Source organism: Hydrocarboniphaga sp. (assembly GCF_965279055.1).
Lineage (GTDB): Bacteria > Pseudomonadota > Gammaproteobacteria > Nevskiales > Nevskiaceae > Hydrocarboniphaga.
This window is the reverse complement of record NZ_OZ257125.1, coordinates 4068219-4083999: the sequence shown is the minus strand read 5'-3', so window position 1 is coordinate 4083999 and position 15781 is coordinate 4068219. Positions and strand designations below refer to the sequence as shown.

Genomic DNA, 15781 nt, shown 5'->3' with positions numbered 1-15781 from the left:
CGGCAGCGTCGACTAGCGGCGCGCTAAGCTTGGGGCTTCAAAAATTTCTAAAACCTCTGGATCTATCCCCATGAGCACCTTCGGTCGTCGAGTCGCCCTGCTGGGCGGCGCCCGCATTCCTTTCGCCCGTTCCAACACGGTCTACTCGTACAAGAGCAACCAGGACATGCTGACCGCCGCGCTGCGCGGCGTCGTCGACAAGTACCAGTTGCAGGGCGAGCGCATCGGCGAAGTCGCCGCCGGCGCGGTGCTGAAGCACTCGCGTGACTTCAACCTGACGCGCGAATGCGTGCTGTCCTCGGGCCTGGCACCGGAAACGCCGGCCTACGACATCCAGCAGGCCTGCGGCACCGGCCTGGAAGCGGCGATCCTGGTCGGCAACAAGATCGCGCTCGGCCAGATCGAATCCGGCATCGCCGGCGGCGTCGACACCGCCTCCGACGCGCCGATCGCGGTCGGCGACAAGCTGCGCACCATCCTGCTCGACCTGAACCGCGCCAAGACCGCCGGCCAGCGCCTGCAGATCCTGAGCCGCTTCCGCCCGGCGATGCTGGCGCCGTCGGCGCCGAACAACGGCGAGCCGCGCACGCGCATGAGCATGGGCCAGCACTGCGAAGTGATGGCCAAGGAATGGAACATCCCGCGCGAGGCCCAGGACCTGCTGGCGCTGGAATCGCACCTGAAAGCCGCCAAGGCCTATGACGAAGGCTTCTTCGACGACCTGATCGTCGAATACGCCGGCGTCACCCGCGACAACAACCTGCGCGGTGACAGCAAGCTCGAGAAGCTGGCGAGCCTGAAGCCGGCGTTCGATCGCAAGTCCGGCAAGGGCACCTTGACCGCCGGCAACTCCACGCCGCTGACCGACGGCGCCTCCGCGGCGCTGCTGTCCAGCGAGGAATGGGCCGACGCGCACGGCTTCAAGCCGCAGGCCTTCCTGACCCACAGCGAGACCGCCGCCGTCGACTTCGTCGTCAAGAAGGAAGGCCTGCTGATGGCGCCCTGCTACGCGGTGCCGCGCATGCTCGAACGTGCCGGCCTGACGCTGCAGGACTTCGACTTCTACGAAATCCACGAGGCGTTCGCCGCGCAGGTGCTGTGCACGCTCAAGGCCTGGGAAGATCCCAAGTTCTGCCACGAGCGTCTCGGCCTGGCCAAGCCGCTGGGTGCGATCGACCGCAGCAAGATGAACGTCAAGGGCAGCAGCCTGGCGCTGGGCCATCCGTTCGCCGCTACCGGCGGCCGCATCCTGGCCACCGCCGGCAAGCTGCTGGAACAGCGCGGCGGCGGCCGCTGCCTGATCTCGATCTGCGCCGCTGGCGGCATGGGCGTGGTGGCGATCGTCGAGCGCTAGTCTGTAGCGGGACGCGGGAACCCACCCCGTTCGTCCCGAGTAGCCGGGCTTGCCCGGCGTATCGAGGGACCGGATTGCGCGGCCACCTCGATACCCCCGCAAAAGCGCGGGCTACTCGGGACGAACGGGGTTTTCTTCGTTCGTCATGCGTAATACCGGCTTCGCTACAATTCGCGGCCCTTTTGCTTCACAGCCGCGAGAACTCCAATGCCCGTCGCCTACCGAGCCCCCGAAATCCTTGACCCGGTAGCCGGCGTGCGCCTGGGCGTGGCCGAGGCCGCGATCAAGAAGCCGGGGCGCAAGGATCTGCTGGTGATCGAGCTGGCGCCGGGCTCGCGGGTTGCCGGCGTGTTCACGCAGAACAGCTTCGCGGCCGCGCCGGTGCAGGTCTGCCGCGAGGTGCTCGCCAGTGGCGCCGCGGTGCGCGCGCTGGTGGTCAACGCCGGCAACGCCAATGCGGCGACCGGGCAGGGCGGTCTCGATGATGCACGCATCGTGGCCGCCAGCGTGGCGGCCGCGGTCGGTTGCGAAGCCGCGCAGGTCCTGCCGTTCTCGACCGGCGTGATCGGCCAGCGCCTGCCGGTTTCGCGGATGACGGCTGCGGTGCCGGCGGCGCAAGCCGATCTGCGCGCCGACGGCTGGCTCGCCGCGATGCGCGCGATCATGACCACCGACACCGTCGGCAAGGGCGCGACGCGGCGCGTGAAAACCTCGCAGGGCGACGTCACGGTGACCGGCATCGCCAAGGGCGTCGGCATGATTCATCCGAACATGGCGACGATGCTGGCCTATGTCGGCACCGACGCGCGCTTGTCGTCGGCTGCCGTTGAAGCGGCGCTGAAAACCGCGGCGTCGCGCAGTTTCAACTGCGTCACCGTCGACGGCGACACCTCGACCAACGACTCCTGCGTGCTGTTCGCGACCGCGCAGGTCGGCAGCGCCGATGTCGAAACCGGTAGCGCCGACTACGCGCTGATCTACGCGGCGATCGAGCAGGTCTGCCTCGAACTCGCGCATGCGATCGTCCGCGACGGCGAAGGCGCGACCAAGTTCGTCACCATCGAAGTCGGCGGTGCCAGCGACGAAGCGGCGGCACGCCAGGTCGCGCTGGCGATCGCGCATTCGCCGCTGGTCAAGACTGCGCTGTTTGCCTCCGATGCCAACTGGGGCCGCATCGTCATGGCGATCGGCAAGTCCGGCGTGCCGGTGGATCCGGCCAAGGTCGACCTGTCGCTGGACGAAGTGCCGCTGCTGCGCGGCGGCCAGCCGCAGGCTTCGTACACCGATGCCCTGGGTTCGGCCGTCGTCGCAAAAGAAGAGTTCGCGATCCGCATCGGCCTCGGCGCCGGCACGGCCAGCGCCACCGTGTGGACCTGCGACTTCAGCTACGACTACGTCAAGATCAACGCCGAGTACCGCACTTGAGCGGTACGTCAAAACGACGAGTCCGGACCTAGTGACGCTGCCGCTGATCCACGTCGCCTGCGGCGTTCTGCAGCGAGCGGACGGTGCGGTGCTGCTGGCGCAGCGCCCCGAGGGCAAGATCGCGGCGGGTTTCTGGGAATTCCCCGGCGGCAAGATCGAGCCCGGCGAGTCGGCGTCGGCCGCGCTCGCGCGTGAGCTGTTCGAGGAACTCGGCGTCACGGTTCGTGGCGCGCGGCCGCTGATCCGTCTGCGCCACGCCTATAGCAACCGCATCGTCGTGCTCGATACCTGGCTGGTCAGCGCGTTCGACGGCGAGCCCGAGTCACGCGAAAACCAGGCGCTGGCCTGGGCCGCGCTGGATGCCGTGAGCGGTTACGACTGCCTGCCGACCGTCGCGCCGATCATGAAGCCGCTGCGGCTGCCGGCGGACTACGTGTTCACTGCGCCGACGATGGATGAGGCCGCGATCCGCGCCCGCCTGCCGCGTCTGCCGAAGCCGGCGCTGCTGCGTTTGCGGCTGCCCGGTCTGAGCGACGCAGCCTATGCGGCGCTCGCATCGTCGCTTGCCGGCGACGTGCAGCGGGCCGGCTTGAAGCTGGTGCTCGATCGCAGCGTCGAGCTGTCGCGAACACTGGCTTGCGGCTGGCACGCGCCGGTCGCGGCCTGGCGCGATCTGAAATCGCGGCCCGATGTGCCGGCATTCTTCGGCTCGGCTCACACGCGCGACGAGCTGCTGGCCTTGAACGCGCTCGATGCCGACGCCGCCGTGCTCGGCCATGTGCTGGCGACGCGCTCGCATCCGGGCCAGATGCCGCTGGGCTGGGGCGGTTTCAGCGATGCCGCGCTGGAAGCCGGGCTGCCGGTGTATGCGATCGGCGGCGTCGGTGCGCGCGACCACGAGCAGGCCTGGAACCACGGTGGCCAGGGCTGTGCTGGGATCAACGCCTACTGGAGAGACTGAGCTTGCAGGAGCGGACCCTGTCCACGACTGAGGCTGCGACGGCCCAGTCGCGGACAGGGTCCGCTCCTACAGGTGAAGGCGCAGCAGCGGTAAAAAAAAGCGGGTAGCGACCCGCTCTACTGCAGCCGATCCCGCGGAATCTCGTTCGGATCGATCTCATCCCCGTCGATGTCATTCTCGACCGCCGGGATGGTGTACTGGCCATTGATCCAGGCGCCGAAGTCCAGCAGCTTGCAGCGCTCGCTGCAGAACGGGCGGAAGGGGTTGCTGGCTTCCAGCGTGGCGGGCGAGCTGCACTGCGGGCAGCGGCCGATTCTCGGGGCGGTCATCAGCCGAGGCTCAGAGCGTGCAGCACTGGATGCTGAAGGGCACGTCGCTGTGCACCTGGCTGCTGCGCCGGTTGACGTCGCGCAAGCTGACGAAGCGGATCGTGAAGCGGTGTGCGCCGGCACTGATCTCGGGATACGCGGCGGCCGAATGCGGCACGAACACGCGCAGCAGCTGCACCGGGCCCTGAGGCGCGTGCACGTAGAGGCCGCCGCGGGCGACGGCCGGCGTCAGCTCGGTGCTGCCGCGCAGCAGCTTCAGGTACAGGCCGATCGCGACTTCGAACGGTGCCAGGTCGGCGAACCAGGCGTCGAGATCGCGGTTGACCACGTCGTAGGGCTGCGACAGCCAGAAGTGGTAGGCCGGCAGATCGAAGCCGCAGCTGCCGCCGGGGATCGAGGTGCGGTTGTGGATCGAGATCAGGAACTCGTTGTCGCGCAGCGCGCTGCCGGCGAACTGTGTCGCCAGCTGCTGCAGGCCGTTGACCGAGGTGGTCAGCTCCTTGAGCACATGGCCGAGCCGATCGGGGTCGACGCCGGGGCGCGCGGCCAGCCGCGTCAGATGCGCGTGCTGTTCGAGCAGCTCCTTGAGGATGTCTTTCTTCAGGTCCGAGCGCGACAGCACGGTGAGCGTGTCGAGCAGGGTCTGCAGGCGCGCGCGCAGGCCGTACTGGCTGCGGTCCTGGCGATGATGCGCATGCTGGCCGAACAGGAACTCCAGCCGCAGGAAGGTCCGCACCCGCTCGTTGAGCGGCTGCTCGAAGCAGATGGAGTCGATTGCCTCGGCCGATCCTGAAGTCACGGGCGGTAGCTGAACAAAAGTGGCCCGGATTGTGACGCAGTGCACCAGTCACCGCAAATGAGAATCAGCGCTGCTTCACGAGGCATAGACGGACTTCAGCGGGAGTTTTCGATCTCGCGAAGATAGCGTTCGTGCAGCGTCCGCACCGTGATCAAGGTCTGCTCGACGCTGGCGTCGTTGACGATGACGTCGTCGGCCGCCGCCAGGCGCTGCTCGCGGCTGGCCTGTGCCGCGATCATCTGCCGCGCGAGGGTCTCGTCGACGGTGTCGCGCGCCGTCAGCCGCGCCATCTGAGTCGCCACCGGCACGTCGACCACCAGCACGCGGTCGACCAGCTCGCGCATCTTCGGCGCTTCGACCAGGATCGCGACGGACAGCATGCAGTACGGCGTGGTCTGCGCGTCGCGCCAGTGGCGCATGCGCCGTCGGATCGCTGGATGGGTGATCGCCTCGAGCCGGCGCAGCTCGTCCGGGTTACCGAACACGCGCTCGCGCATGCGCCGCCGGTCCAGCGTGCCGTCGGCGGCCAGCGCGTCGGCGCCGAAGGCTTCGGCGATCAGCGCCAGCGCCGGCTCGCCCGGCGCGACCACGTCGCGCGCCACCTGGTCGGCGTCGAGCACCGGCACGCCGAGCGCGACGAAGGCGTCGCCGACCAGGGTCTTGCCGCTGGCGATGCCGCCGGTCAGGCCGATCGTGAGTCTGGACATGCTTCAGTGCGGCTGGATGTAAGCCAGATAGGCGTGATTGATGCGCTCGCCCCAGATCAGCGCGATCCAGCCGGCGCCGGCGATATACGGCCCGAACGGAATCCGCGAGCTCCACTCGGCGCGGCGCGACACGATCAGCGCGACGCCGACCGCGGCGCCGACCAGGGCCGAAAGCAGCACGATCTGCGGCAGCGCCTGCCAGCCCAGCCAGGCGCCGAGTGCGGCCAGCAGCTTGAAATCGCCATAGCCCATGCCTTCCTTGCCGGTGGCGAGCCTGAACAGGTGGAACACGCCCCATAGCAGGCCGTAGCCGAGTGCGGCGCCGAGGATCGCCTCCGCCGGCGTCGCGAACACGCCCCACAGGCTGATCACCAAGCCGGTCCACAGCAGCGGCAGCGTCAGGTCGTCGGGCAGGTACATCGTGCGCAGGTCGGTCACGGTCAGCGCGATCAGCGACCAGGTCAGCACCAGCGCCGCGAGCAGTTGCGGTGTCGCGCCGAAATGCACGGCGCAGACCGCCGACATCAGGCCGGTGACCGCTTCGACGATCGGGTACTGCACCGAAATCGGCGCGGCACAAGCAGCACACTTGCCGCGCAGCATCAGCCAGCCCACGACCGGCAGGTTGTGCCAGGGTTTGATCGGCGTATGGCAATGCGGGCACTGGCTGCCCGGGCGGATCAGCGAAACGAGTTTTTCGCCCGGGATTTCCGCCGGCGCGCCGAAGCTGTCGCGGCAGGCGTTGCGAAAATCCTGCTCGATCCGCAGCGGCAGCCGGTAGGCGACGACGTTGAGAAAACTGCCTATCAGCAGGCCGAGGATCGTGATGACGATCAGCAGCAGGGTCGGACTGGAGTGGAGCGCGTCGATCAGGGCCATGGATTCATTTTAGAGGTGCCCCTCTTCCGTGAGAGGGAAAGCCAAGCTCAAACCACCTGGCCGAGCTGGAAGATCGGCAGGTACATCGCCACCACCAGGCCGCCCACCAGCACGCCGAGGATCGCCATGATCATCGGCTCGAGCAGGCTGGACAGCGAGTCGACCATGTTGTCGACCTCGGCCTCGTAGAACTCGGCGACCTTCGCGCACATTTCGTCCAGCGAGCCGGATTCCTCGCCGATCGCGACCATCTGCGTGGCCATCGGCGGGAACAGCGCGCTCTGCATCATCGTCAGCTGCAGCTGCTGGCCGGTCGAGACCTGGTCCTTCATGATCATGATCGCGTCGTGGAACACGATGTTGCCGGCCGCGCGCGCCACCGAATCCAGCGCCTCGACCAGCGGCACGCCGGCCGCGAACATCGTCGACAGCGTGCGCGCAAAACGCGCCACCGCGGACTTGTAGAGGATGTCGCCGACCACCGGCACTTTCAGCAGCGTGCGGTCGAGGAAGCGGCGCATCTTCAGCGAGCGCGGATAGAAATAGCCGAACGCGAAAATCGCGCCGCCGATGATGCCGGCGATCAGCCACCACTTGTCCTGGATGAAGCGCGACATGCCGATGACCATGACCGTGAACGCCGGCAGATCGGCGCCGAAGCCCTTGAACAGGTCCTCGAACTGCGGCACGACGAAGTACAGCAGGATGCCGGTGACGATGAACGCGACCACCAGCACCGCGCTGGGATAGGTCATCGCCTTCTTGACCTTTTTCTTGATCGCCTCGGTCTTCTCTTTGTAGGTGGCGATCTTGTCGAGCAGCGCCTCGAGCGCGCCGGAACGTTCACCGGCATCGACCAGGTTGACGAACAGGTCGTCGAACTGCAGCGGATACTTGGCCAGCGACTCCGAGAACGACGAGCCGCCCTCGATGTTGACCTTGATGCCCATGACCATCTCGGCCATCGTCGGATTCTGGTTGCCGCGGCTGATCAGTTCCAGCGACTGCACCAGCGGCACGCCTGCGCTCATCATCGTCGACATCTGGCGGCTGAAGATCGCGATGTCGCCGGCGCTGATTTTCTTCTTGCGGCTGAACAGTTCGAGCTTCTTGCGCACCTTGAGCGGGTTGATGCCCTGCTTGCGCAGCTGCGTCTTGATCAGGCTCTCGCTGGCGCCGCGGCTCTCACCCTTGACGCGTGCGCCCTTGCGGTCCATGCCTTCCCACAGGAAGGTGTGTTCCTTGACGGTAAGTGCTGCCTGCGCCATCGCGATCCCGAGCCTGCTTAAGCCCGCATCATTCCCCTCTCCCGAAAGCGGGAGAGGGTGGCGCGAAGCGCCGGGAGAGGGCAGGCGCCATCAAAGCGCATCGCGGCAGCGCGTGCAGCATCGCGCCGACTGGCGGCACGGATCACTCGCCCACCGTGGTGCGGTTGGCTTCGAGCAGATCGATGACGCCCTCGCGCACTTTTTTCAGCGCCGACTGGCGCAGGTTGGGGATGCCTTCGCGCTCGGACTGGTCGGCGATGTCCATCGCACTGCCGCCTTCCATGATGATGCGGCCCATCGCCTCGGAGAACGGCATCACCTGGTAGATGCCGGTACGGCCCTTGTAGCCGCGGTCGCACTGGTCGCAGCCGACCGCTTCAAACAGCGTGAAATTCGGCGCATCGACCTCGGCCTCGGTGAAGCCTTCCTTGATCAGCTCGGGGCGCGGAATGCTGGCCGGGCGCTTGCAGCTGGGGCAAAGCTTGCGCGCCAGACGCTGCGCGATGATCAGTGTCAGGGTCGAGGCCAGGTTGTAGGCCGGCACGCCCATGTTCATCAGGCGCACGATGGTCTGCGGCGCGTCGTTGGTGTGCAGCGTGCTCAGCACCAGATGGCCGGTCTGCGCCGCCTTGATCGCGATTTCGGCCGTCTCCAGGTCACGGATTTCGCCGACCATGATCACGTCCGGGTCCTGGCGCAGGAAGGCTTTCAGTGCGGCGGCGAAGGTCAGGCCCACTTTCGGGTTGACGTTGACCTGGTTGATGCCCGGCAGATTGATTTCGGCCGGATCCTCGGCCGTGGAAATGTTGACGTCGTCCTGGTTCAGGATATTCAGGCCGGTGTACAGCGACACGGTCTTGCCCGAGCCGGTCGGGCCGGTCACCAGGATCATGCCCTGCGGCTTGTCGAGCGCGCGCATGTAGGCTTCTTTCTGCACCGCGTCGTAGCCCAGCGAGTCGATGCCGAGCTGGGTGCTGCTCGGGTCGAGAATGCGGCAGACGATCTTCTCGCCCCACAGCGTCGGACAGGTGCTGACGCGAAAGTCGATCGACTTGCTGCGCGACAGGTTGAGCTTGATGCGCCCATCCTGCGGCACCCGGCGCTCGGCCAGATCCATGCGCGACATCACTTTCACGCGCGCCGACAGGCGCATCGCGGTGGCGATCGGCGGCGTCGCCACGGTGCGCAGCTCGCCGTCCTTGCGATAGCGGATGCGGTAGGTTTTCTCGTAGGGCTCGAAGTGGATGTCCGAGGCGCCCTGGCCGATCGCGTCGAGCATGATCTTGTGCACGTAGCGCACGATCGGCGCCTCATCCGCGTCGGACTTGGTGACGTCGGGCAGCTCGGCGACGGCGCCGTCGCTGATGTCGATGTTCTCCAAGTCGGCATCGCCGACGCCAATGTCCATCGACGCGGCACCAAGCTTCTGTATCGCCGCCTCGATCGCCTTGGTCAGCTTGTCTTCTTCGACGACCACCGCCTCGGTCTGGGTACGCGTGGCAAAGCGAATCTCATCCAGCGCCGCCAGGTTGGTCGGGTCCGACACCGCGACGAACAAGGTGCTGCCGCGCCGGAACAGCGGCAACGCATGCGTCTTGCGCAACATCTTCTCGCTGATGTCTTTCAGCAGGTTCGGATCGATGTCGATCGCCGCCATGTCCAGCAGCGGCGCCCCGAAGTCATTGCTCGCCACCTCCGCGATGCGGCGTGCCGACACCGTCTTGGACTCGACCAGCAGGCTGACGAAGGCCTGGCCGTTGCGCGTCGCCCGGGTCTGAAACTCGCGCGCCTGCTCCTCGCCCAGCAGCTGATCGGCGACGAGCTTGCGGGCGAGGCCGTTCAGAGCCATCGGTGAAGCTATTGAAGACAGAGGAGCAGCCAATAGATCAATCCCGTTCGATAGAGCGATCCCGCTCTCAATCCAATGTTGGTCTGGACAGTAGCGGGCGTCAAACGAAATCCTTGAATCGGTGACTTGCCCGCGGGCCTCGCTAGTCTCCAACAGCTGGCGGTCTGAAATTTTGCAGATCCTGAGCTATCCGACGTGTCTCGGGCGCCGCGTTGGCGGACGCAGTCAGCTCGGCTCCCAGCGTCCGGCCCTCGGCAAGTAGCGCATTCCAATAGTTCGCGGTCTCCATTGAGGGAAGCGGAATCCTCGACCAAGTGAATGCCGACCAGATCACTCGCAGTGCTTCGGCCTTCCGGTCTTCGCTCTCCAGATAGGCAGCGAGCACTCGGTAACCTTCCGGCCGTGCGGGAGCCCGATCTACCGCCAGGCGAAGCAGCGCCTCGGGTTCCGACGGCCGCAGGGATCCGACCTCACCGCGGGCCGATGGAACGCGCCACAGCAATTGCCCCAGAACCTGATACGCGTACGGGTTTTGCCTGCTCGCTCGTAGCCAGGCCTCCCCGTTGTCCAGAGCCAGCCGCGCCCACAGTGAACCAAGTGGTGATCCTTTGTGGACGAACGCGAGCTCGGTTGCGGCAACCGTTTGAGTCTGCAGCGCGGAAACATTGCCTGGACGCAGCGTGGAAAAAAAAGCAGCGACGCGATAGCGTTCTTCGGGGTCTTTTCCGGCAACAGAAAGTTCCGTAGAAAATGGAGTGAACTTGGTAGGTGTCAGTATCGCGCTTGCTGCCCAGTCAAGAAGCAGGCTGCCGGCAATCAAGGCAATTCCTAAGCTCGCTACTCCGGTCATGAACCAAGGGCGGATCGTTGTTTTCAGGGAACGTGTTCTACGATCAGGGATAAGAGCACCGTCCGCATTGCCGATATAGAGCCCGGCTACGAGTGAAAGCGGCGCTACATAAAAAATGAAATTGACGCCGGCATGCAGGAATAGCCCGATAGCCGCCGTTAGCATCGAAAAGCTCACAGCTGCCTTAAAACGCTGATCGCGAGCGTTTTGACTTGCAGCTGCAGCCGACCAAGCTTTAAGCGACAGCGCTAGCGCGGCTACTCCCCAGGCGAGCAGCAAAATAAGCAGTGCGGGGCCACCTTCCATCAGCATCTGCAGGTAGTCGTTGTGCGCCAAGTCGCCCGAAGTTTCGGTTTCTTCGGGCAATCGGTAGTACAGATACTGCAGGCGGTAGGTTCCAAGCCCCGTGCCGAACAGCGGATGATCCAGCCACGCTGCCCACGCCGATTTCCACATCATGATTCGAAAGAGTGTGGAAGGATCGTGAGCCAGATCAAGGCTCCGCGACAGCGCTTCTGGTTGATAGAGCTTTATTGCGGCATAGCAGACAACGGCCAGCCCCCCGATCTGTATGGCGGGCCTGATCACGCCGATGCCGGTACGCCAGATAACTGCCAGGGTGGCCAGCTCCATCAAACCCATCACACCTATTGCCCCGCGCGAATAGGTGGCAAAAAGCGCCAGCAAGCCGATGCCGATGCCAACAAAATACACTCCGCGTTTTATAGGCGATTGTCGGGTATCGCAATATTTGGCAGTGGCGGGCAGCAGGAAGACATACAGCAGGGCGCCGAACGAATTGAAATCCCGAAATGGGCCATTGACGCGCTCGGCGCCGCCCAAGTACTGGCAGCACGCCCATATGGAGACGCTTAACCCTACCAGCGCCAGTCCAGGCCACAACAGGATTTGTCCGGTGAGCTGCCGCCCAAGCAAATAACCGATGGGAAGCAGCCCGATGATCCAAGCGAACCAGTAGCTGCACCAAGGCATGGTGCCGAAACGGCTCACCGTGAACAGAGCTGTGAGATGGACTACGGCCAGTTTGGCGATCCAGCCCGTTGGAAAAGTAAGTGAGCCGGGTTCTTCGGCATTCTTGAAGCCCAGAGCGAGTACACATAGCAGCAAAGCGATCGCCGCGGCCAGCAGATACAGTTGATCCTCAACGCGTACGAGCAGCACCACCAGCACGAACGAGGCCCATACCATCCCGGTCCGGCCGATCTTTTGAGAAGAGGAAATGGCACGACTCCGGGTAGAAACCGCGGGCAAAAAAATGCCGCCCACTAGGGACGGCATTTTTACTTCGGCTAACCCTTAAGTTGGGGCTAGGTGACGTTGCTTTACTGTTTGCAGAAGTTCGCACTTGAGCAAGTGCCGCCCTGAGTCCAGCGCATCACACCGCTGCTGTCGAGGGTCGGCGTCAGTACCGTTGTGTAGCCGCCCGCGTTGGCATTGGCGGTGACCGTGATCACGCCGTCGGTGACCGCTACGCTGGTGACGTTCGTCGGCATCGTCGCCGGCAGCGGCGGAATGCCGTTCGAGCCGGCCGTGCAACCGGTCAGCGTCGCCAGAGTGTTGACGCACTCGGCAACAGGAACTTTGTAGCCATCGGAAACGGAGATGGACTCTGCGAAGCGCGCCTTCTTGACGTAGTTCTGGTAAGCCGGGATCGCGATCGCGGCCAGGATGCCGATGATCGCGACGACGATCATCAGTTCGATGAGGGTGAAGCCCTGCTGTGCTTTTTTCATGGGAAGCGCTCCGATTGTGGTGGACAAAGGGAGTTCTCTCCCTGTGCTGAAGCAACAGCAATGGCTGTGCCTTGGCTAATTCGATACGTGATCTGCGTCAAAACAATGGCTTACGTAACCATTCTCTGTGACGCAGCGCCGATTTTCGTCAGCGACTGACAAGGCTTGTCACTCTCGGCTCCTGACTTGCGTGTCGTCTGCGACGGCCCGCGCACCCCCGCTGCTAAACTCCGCGCTTCCTTCGAACCACCGATCACGAGACATGCAGGAGCAATACAGCCCCGCCGAGCTGGAAGCCGGCGCGCAGGCTTACTGGGACGCGCACCAGTCCTTCAAGGCCGTGGAAGACGCCAGCCGCGAGAAGTACTACTGCCTGTCGATGTTCCCGTACCCCAGCGGCAAGCTGCACATGGGGCATGTGCGCAACTACACCATCGGCGACGTCATCAGCCGGCATCAGCGCATGCTCGGCAAGAACGTGCTGCAGCCGATCGGCTTCGACGCCTTCGGCCTGCCGGCCGAGAACGCGGCGATCGCCAACAACACCCAGCCGGCGAAGTGGACCTACGCCAACATGGAGTACATGGTCGAGCAGCTGAAGCGGCTCGGCTTCGCCTACGACTGGTCGCGGCGCCTGGACACCTGCCGGCCCGAGTACTACCGCTGGGAGCAGCTGCTGTTCACGCGGCTGATGAAGAAGGGCCTGGTCTATCGCAAGGACTCGGTGGTGAACTGGGATCCGATCGACCAGACCGTGCTGGCCAACGAGCAGGTCGTCGACGGCCGTGGCTGGCGCTCCGGTGCGGTGGTCGAGCGGCGCTCGATTCCGCAGTGGTTCTTGAAGATCACCGCCTACGCCCAGGAGCTGCTCGACGATCTCGACGCGCTGCCGGGCTGGCCGGAACCGGTCAAGACCATGCAGCGCAACTGGATCGGCCGCAGCGAGGGCCTGGAGCTGCAGTTCGCGGTCGAGGGCGAAGCCGAGCCGTTGAAGGTTTACACCACGCGCCCCGACACCCTGATGGGCGTCACTTACCTGGCGGTCGCCGCCGAGCATCCGTTGGCGCAGAAAGCCGGCACGCGCAACGCCGAGCTGGCCGCTTTCCTGAAGGAAGCCTCGCGCAGCGGCGTTGCCGAAGCCGAGATGGAGACGATGGAAAAGCGCGGCATGCCGCTGGGCATTTCCGTGATCCATCCGATCACGGGAGCGCGCGTGCCGGTGTGGGCCGCGAACTTCGTGCTGATGGGCTACGGCACCGGCGCGGTGATGGCGGTGCCCGGCCACGACGAGCGCGATCACGAGTTCGCCACCAAGTACGGCCTGCCGATCAGGCGCGTGATCCGCACGCCGCTGGAGGCCGAGCTGGAGGCGCGGCTGGCGACGCTGGGCGAGCTGTCCGACGAGGACGAGCCGGTCGAGCACTCCGCGCAGGAGCCGCTGCTGAAACAGCTGCGCCAGATCCAGACGCATGCCACCACCGAACACGGCACGCTGATCAACTCCGGCGAATACGACGGCCTGGATTTCCAGCAGGCATTCGATGCAATCGCCGCGCGTTTCGAGAAACAGGGCAGCGGCTCGCGCCGCGTCAACTTCCGACTGCGCGACTGGGGCGTGTCGCGCCAGCGTTACTGGGGCTGCCCGATCCCGGTGATCTATTGCGCGAAGTGCGATGCGGTGCCGGTACCGGAAGACCAGCTGCCGGTGGTGCTGCCGGAGGATGTCGCCTTCACCGGCGTCAAATCGCCGATCAAGGCCGATCCGCAGTGGGCGAAGACGACTTGCCCGCAATGCGGCGGCCCGGCGACGCGCGAGACCGACACCTTCGATACCTTCTTCGAAAGCAGCTGGTATTTCGCACGCTACGCCAGCCACGACAACAACCAGCAGATGCTCGACGAGCGCGCCGACTACTGGCTGCCGGTCGACCAGTACATCGGCGGCATCGAGCACGCAATTTTGCATCTGCTGTACGCGCGCTTCTTCCACAAGCTGATGCGCGACGAAGGCATGGTCAAGTGCGACGAGCCTTTCACGCAGCTGCTGACGCAGGGCATGGTGATCAAGGAGACGTATTTTCGCGAAGCCGCCGACGGCAAGAAGACCTGGATCAACCCGGCCGACGTCGTGCTGGAGCGTGACGCCAAGGGCCAGCCGATCGCGGCGAAGCACGCAATCGACGGCCAGCCGGTGGTCATCGGCGGCATCGAGAAGATGTCCAAGAGCAAGAACAACGGCGTCGATCCGCAGGCGATGATCGAGCAGTACGGCGCCGACACCGTGCGCCTGTATTCGATGTTCGCGGCGCCGCCGGATTATTCGCTGGACTGGAAGGAAGAAGGCGTCGAAGGCATGGCGCGCTTCCTGCGCCGGCTGTGGCGCGGCGTGCAGCAGCACGTGTCGCGCGGCCCGGCTCCCAAGCTCGATGTCGCCGCGCTCAATGCGCAGCACAAAGATCTGCGCCGGCTGCTGCACGAAACCATCGCCAAGGTCGGCGACGACTACGGCCGCCGCCGCACCTTCAACACCGCCATCGCGGCGATCATGGAACTGCTCAATGCCGTGAGCCGCGTTGAAGCGGACGACGATCAATCGCGCGCGGTGCTGCAGGAAATCTGGGAGGCAGTGACGCTGATGCTGAACCCGGTGACGCCGCATATCGCGCATGCGCTGTGGAAAGAGCTGCGTGGCAGCGACGACGTGCTGGCGCAGCTCTGGCCGATCGCCGACGCGACGGCGATGGTGCGCGATCAGGTGACGCTGGTGGTGCAGATCAACGGCAAGCTGCGCGGCAAGATCGACGTCGCCGCCGACGCTGCGCAGGACGCGATCATCGCGGCCGCGCTGGCCGACGAAAACGTGCAGCGCTTCCTGGCTGGTGCGCCGATCAAGAAGCAGATCGTGGTGCCCGGCAAGCTCGTCAACCTGGTGATCTGAGTGCGCGCCAAGCTCGTTATCGGTTCGGTCGCGGTCGCGCTGCTGGTCAGCGCCTGCGGCTTCCACCCCGCCGGCTCACGGCCGTTGCCGGACGTACTGCGCCGCGTCTACATCGACGTGATCGTGCCGTATCGCGTGTCCGAGCCGCCGTTGGAGACCTCGTTGCGCCAGCGCTTGACGCGCCAGGGCGCGACCGTGACCAAGGAGGCGGCCAGCGCCACCGCGACGATCAAGCTGACCAACCTGAAGGAAGGCCGGCAGGTGCTGTCGGTCGGTCCCGACGGCAAGGCGATCGAATTCCTGCTGGTGACCACGGTCGATTACGAAGTCATCGACGGCGCGCAGGTTCTGGTCACGCCCGGCAGCCTGCGGGTGACGCGCGATTACTCTTTCAGCGACGAGCAGGTGCTGGCCAAAGAGGCAGAAGAAGCGCGGCTGCGCGAATATATTCAGGATCAGTTGGCAGAATTGCTGCTGCTGAAAGTCGAGACGCAGCTGTCGCACCAGGCCGGCAAGGTGGTCGGCGAACCGGCGAAGGTGGTGCAGCCGCAGGCGACGCCGGCCGATGCAACGCCGGCGCCCGCGCAGGACCCGGCGCAGCCGCCGATGCCGGCACCGACGCCCTAGCGGCGCGTTGCCGTTGCAGCGTCGGCGCGCACGCCGACGCT

13 protein-coding genes are annotated in these 15781 nt (G+C 65.2%); 5 read left to right on the top strand and 8 right to left on the bottom strand.

What is annotated here, in order from left to right:
* Positions 1 to 70 precede the first annotated feature (70 nt).
* From ACQZF9_RS18420 to ACQZF9_RS18410, 3 genes are all read left to right on the top strand, one after another.
* On the top strand, positions 71 to 1354 hold the full coding sequence (locus ACQZF9_RS18420) for an acetyl-CoA C-acetyltransferase (protein ID WP_428310421.1): 1284 nt from the start codon (positions 71 to 73) through the stop codon (positions 1352 to 1354).
* Between the two features lie 207 nt (positions 1355 to 1561).
* A complete protein-coding gene (gene argJ, locus ACQZF9_RS18415) occupies positions 1562 to 2779 on the top strand; it encodes a bifunctional glutamate N-acetyltransferase/amino-acid acetyltransferase ArgJ (RefSeq protein WP_428310420.1) in 1218 nt (405 codons plus the stop codon).
* Between the two features lie 31 nt (positions 2780 to 2810).
* The gene (locus tag ACQZF9_RS18410; protein ID WP_428310419.1) at positions 2811 to 3740 is read left to right on the top strand and encodes a Nudix family hydrolase; all 930 of its coding nucleotides are present in this window, start codon (positions 2811 to 2813) and stop codon (positions 3738 to 3740) included.
* Between the two features lie 116 nt (positions 3741 to 3856).
* On the opposite strand, the gene ACQZF9_RS18405 is transcribed toward ACQZF9_RS18410, so the two are convergent.
* The 8 genes from ACQZF9_RS18405 to ACQZF9_RS18370 all read right to left on the bottom strand — a co-directional run bounded on the left by ACQZF9_RS18405 (position 3857) and on the right by ACQZF9_RS18370 (position 12175).
* Complete coding sequence (locus ACQZF9_RS18405; RefSeq protein WP_428310418.1) at positions 3857 to 4069, bottom strand: DNA gyrase inhibitor YacG; 213 nt, start codon at positions 4067 to 4069, stop codon at positions 3857 to 3859.
* Between the two features lie 10 nt (positions 4070 to 4079).
* Positions 4080 to 4868, bottom strand: a complete 789-nt coding sequence (gene zapD / locus ACQZF9_RS18400) for a cell division protein ZapD (RefSeq protein WP_428310417.1) — start codon at positions 4866 to 4868, stop codon at positions 4080 to 4082.
* A 95-nt stretch (positions 4869 to 4963) separates the two neighbouring features.
* On the bottom strand, positions 4964 to 5575 hold the full coding sequence (gene coaE / locus ACQZF9_RS18395) for a dephospho-CoA kinase (RefSeq protein WP_428310416.1): 612 nt from the start codon (positions 5573 to 5575) through the stop codon (positions 4964 to 4966).
* Positions 5576 to 5578: 3 nt separating this feature from the next.
* Entirely contained in the window at positions 5579 to 6454 is an 876-nt protein-coding gene (locus ACQZF9_RS18390) for a prepilin peptidase (RefSeq protein WP_428310415.1), read from the bottom strand.
* Positions 6455 to 6501: 47 nt separating this feature from the next.
* Entirely contained in the window at positions 6502 to 7722 is a 1221-nt protein-coding gene (locus ACQZF9_RS18385; protein ID WP_428310414.1) for a type II secretion system F family protein, read from the bottom strand.
* Between the two features lie 142 nt (positions 7723 to 7864).
* Positions 7865 to 9571 carry a type IV-A pilus assembly ATPase PilB gene (pilB, locus tag ACQZF9_RS18380; RefSeq protein ID WP_428310413.1) on the bottom strand — a complete coding sequence of 569 codons (1707 nt, stop codon included), beginning with the start codon at positions 9569 to 9571 and terminating at the stop codon, positions 7865 to 7867.
* Between the two features lie 142 nt (positions 9572 to 9713).
* On the bottom strand, positions 9714 to 11720 hold the full coding sequence (locus tag ACQZF9_RS18375) for an O-antigen ligase family protein (RefSeq protein ID WP_428310412.1): 2007 nt from the start codon (positions 11718 to 11720) through the stop codon (positions 9714 to 9716).
* A gap of 44 nt (positions 11721 to 11764) precedes the next feature.
* Positions 11765 to 12175 (bottom strand): pilin, encoded by a 411-nt coding sequence (locus tag ACQZF9_RS18370; RefSeq protein ID WP_428313456.1) that lies wholly within the window; start codon positions 12173 to 12175, stop codon positions 11765 to 11767.
* 262 nt (positions 12176 to 12437) lie between these two features.
* On the opposite strand from ACQZF9_RS18370, the gene leuS reads away from it, so the two are divergent.
* Both leuS and lptE read left to right on the top strand, forming a co-directional pair.
* Entirely contained in the window at positions 12438 to 15113 is a 2676-nt protein-coding gene (gene leuS / locus ACQZF9_RS18365) for a leucine--tRNA ligase (RefSeq protein WP_428310411.1), read from the top strand.
* Positions 15114 to 15740, top strand: coding sequence for an LPS assembly lipoprotein LptE (gene lptE / locus ACQZF9_RS18360; RefSeq protein WP_428310410.1), 627 nt, complete (start codon positions 15114 to 15116; stop codon positions 15738 to 15740).
* The last annotated feature ends 41 nt before the right edge of the window (positions 15741 to 15781 follow it).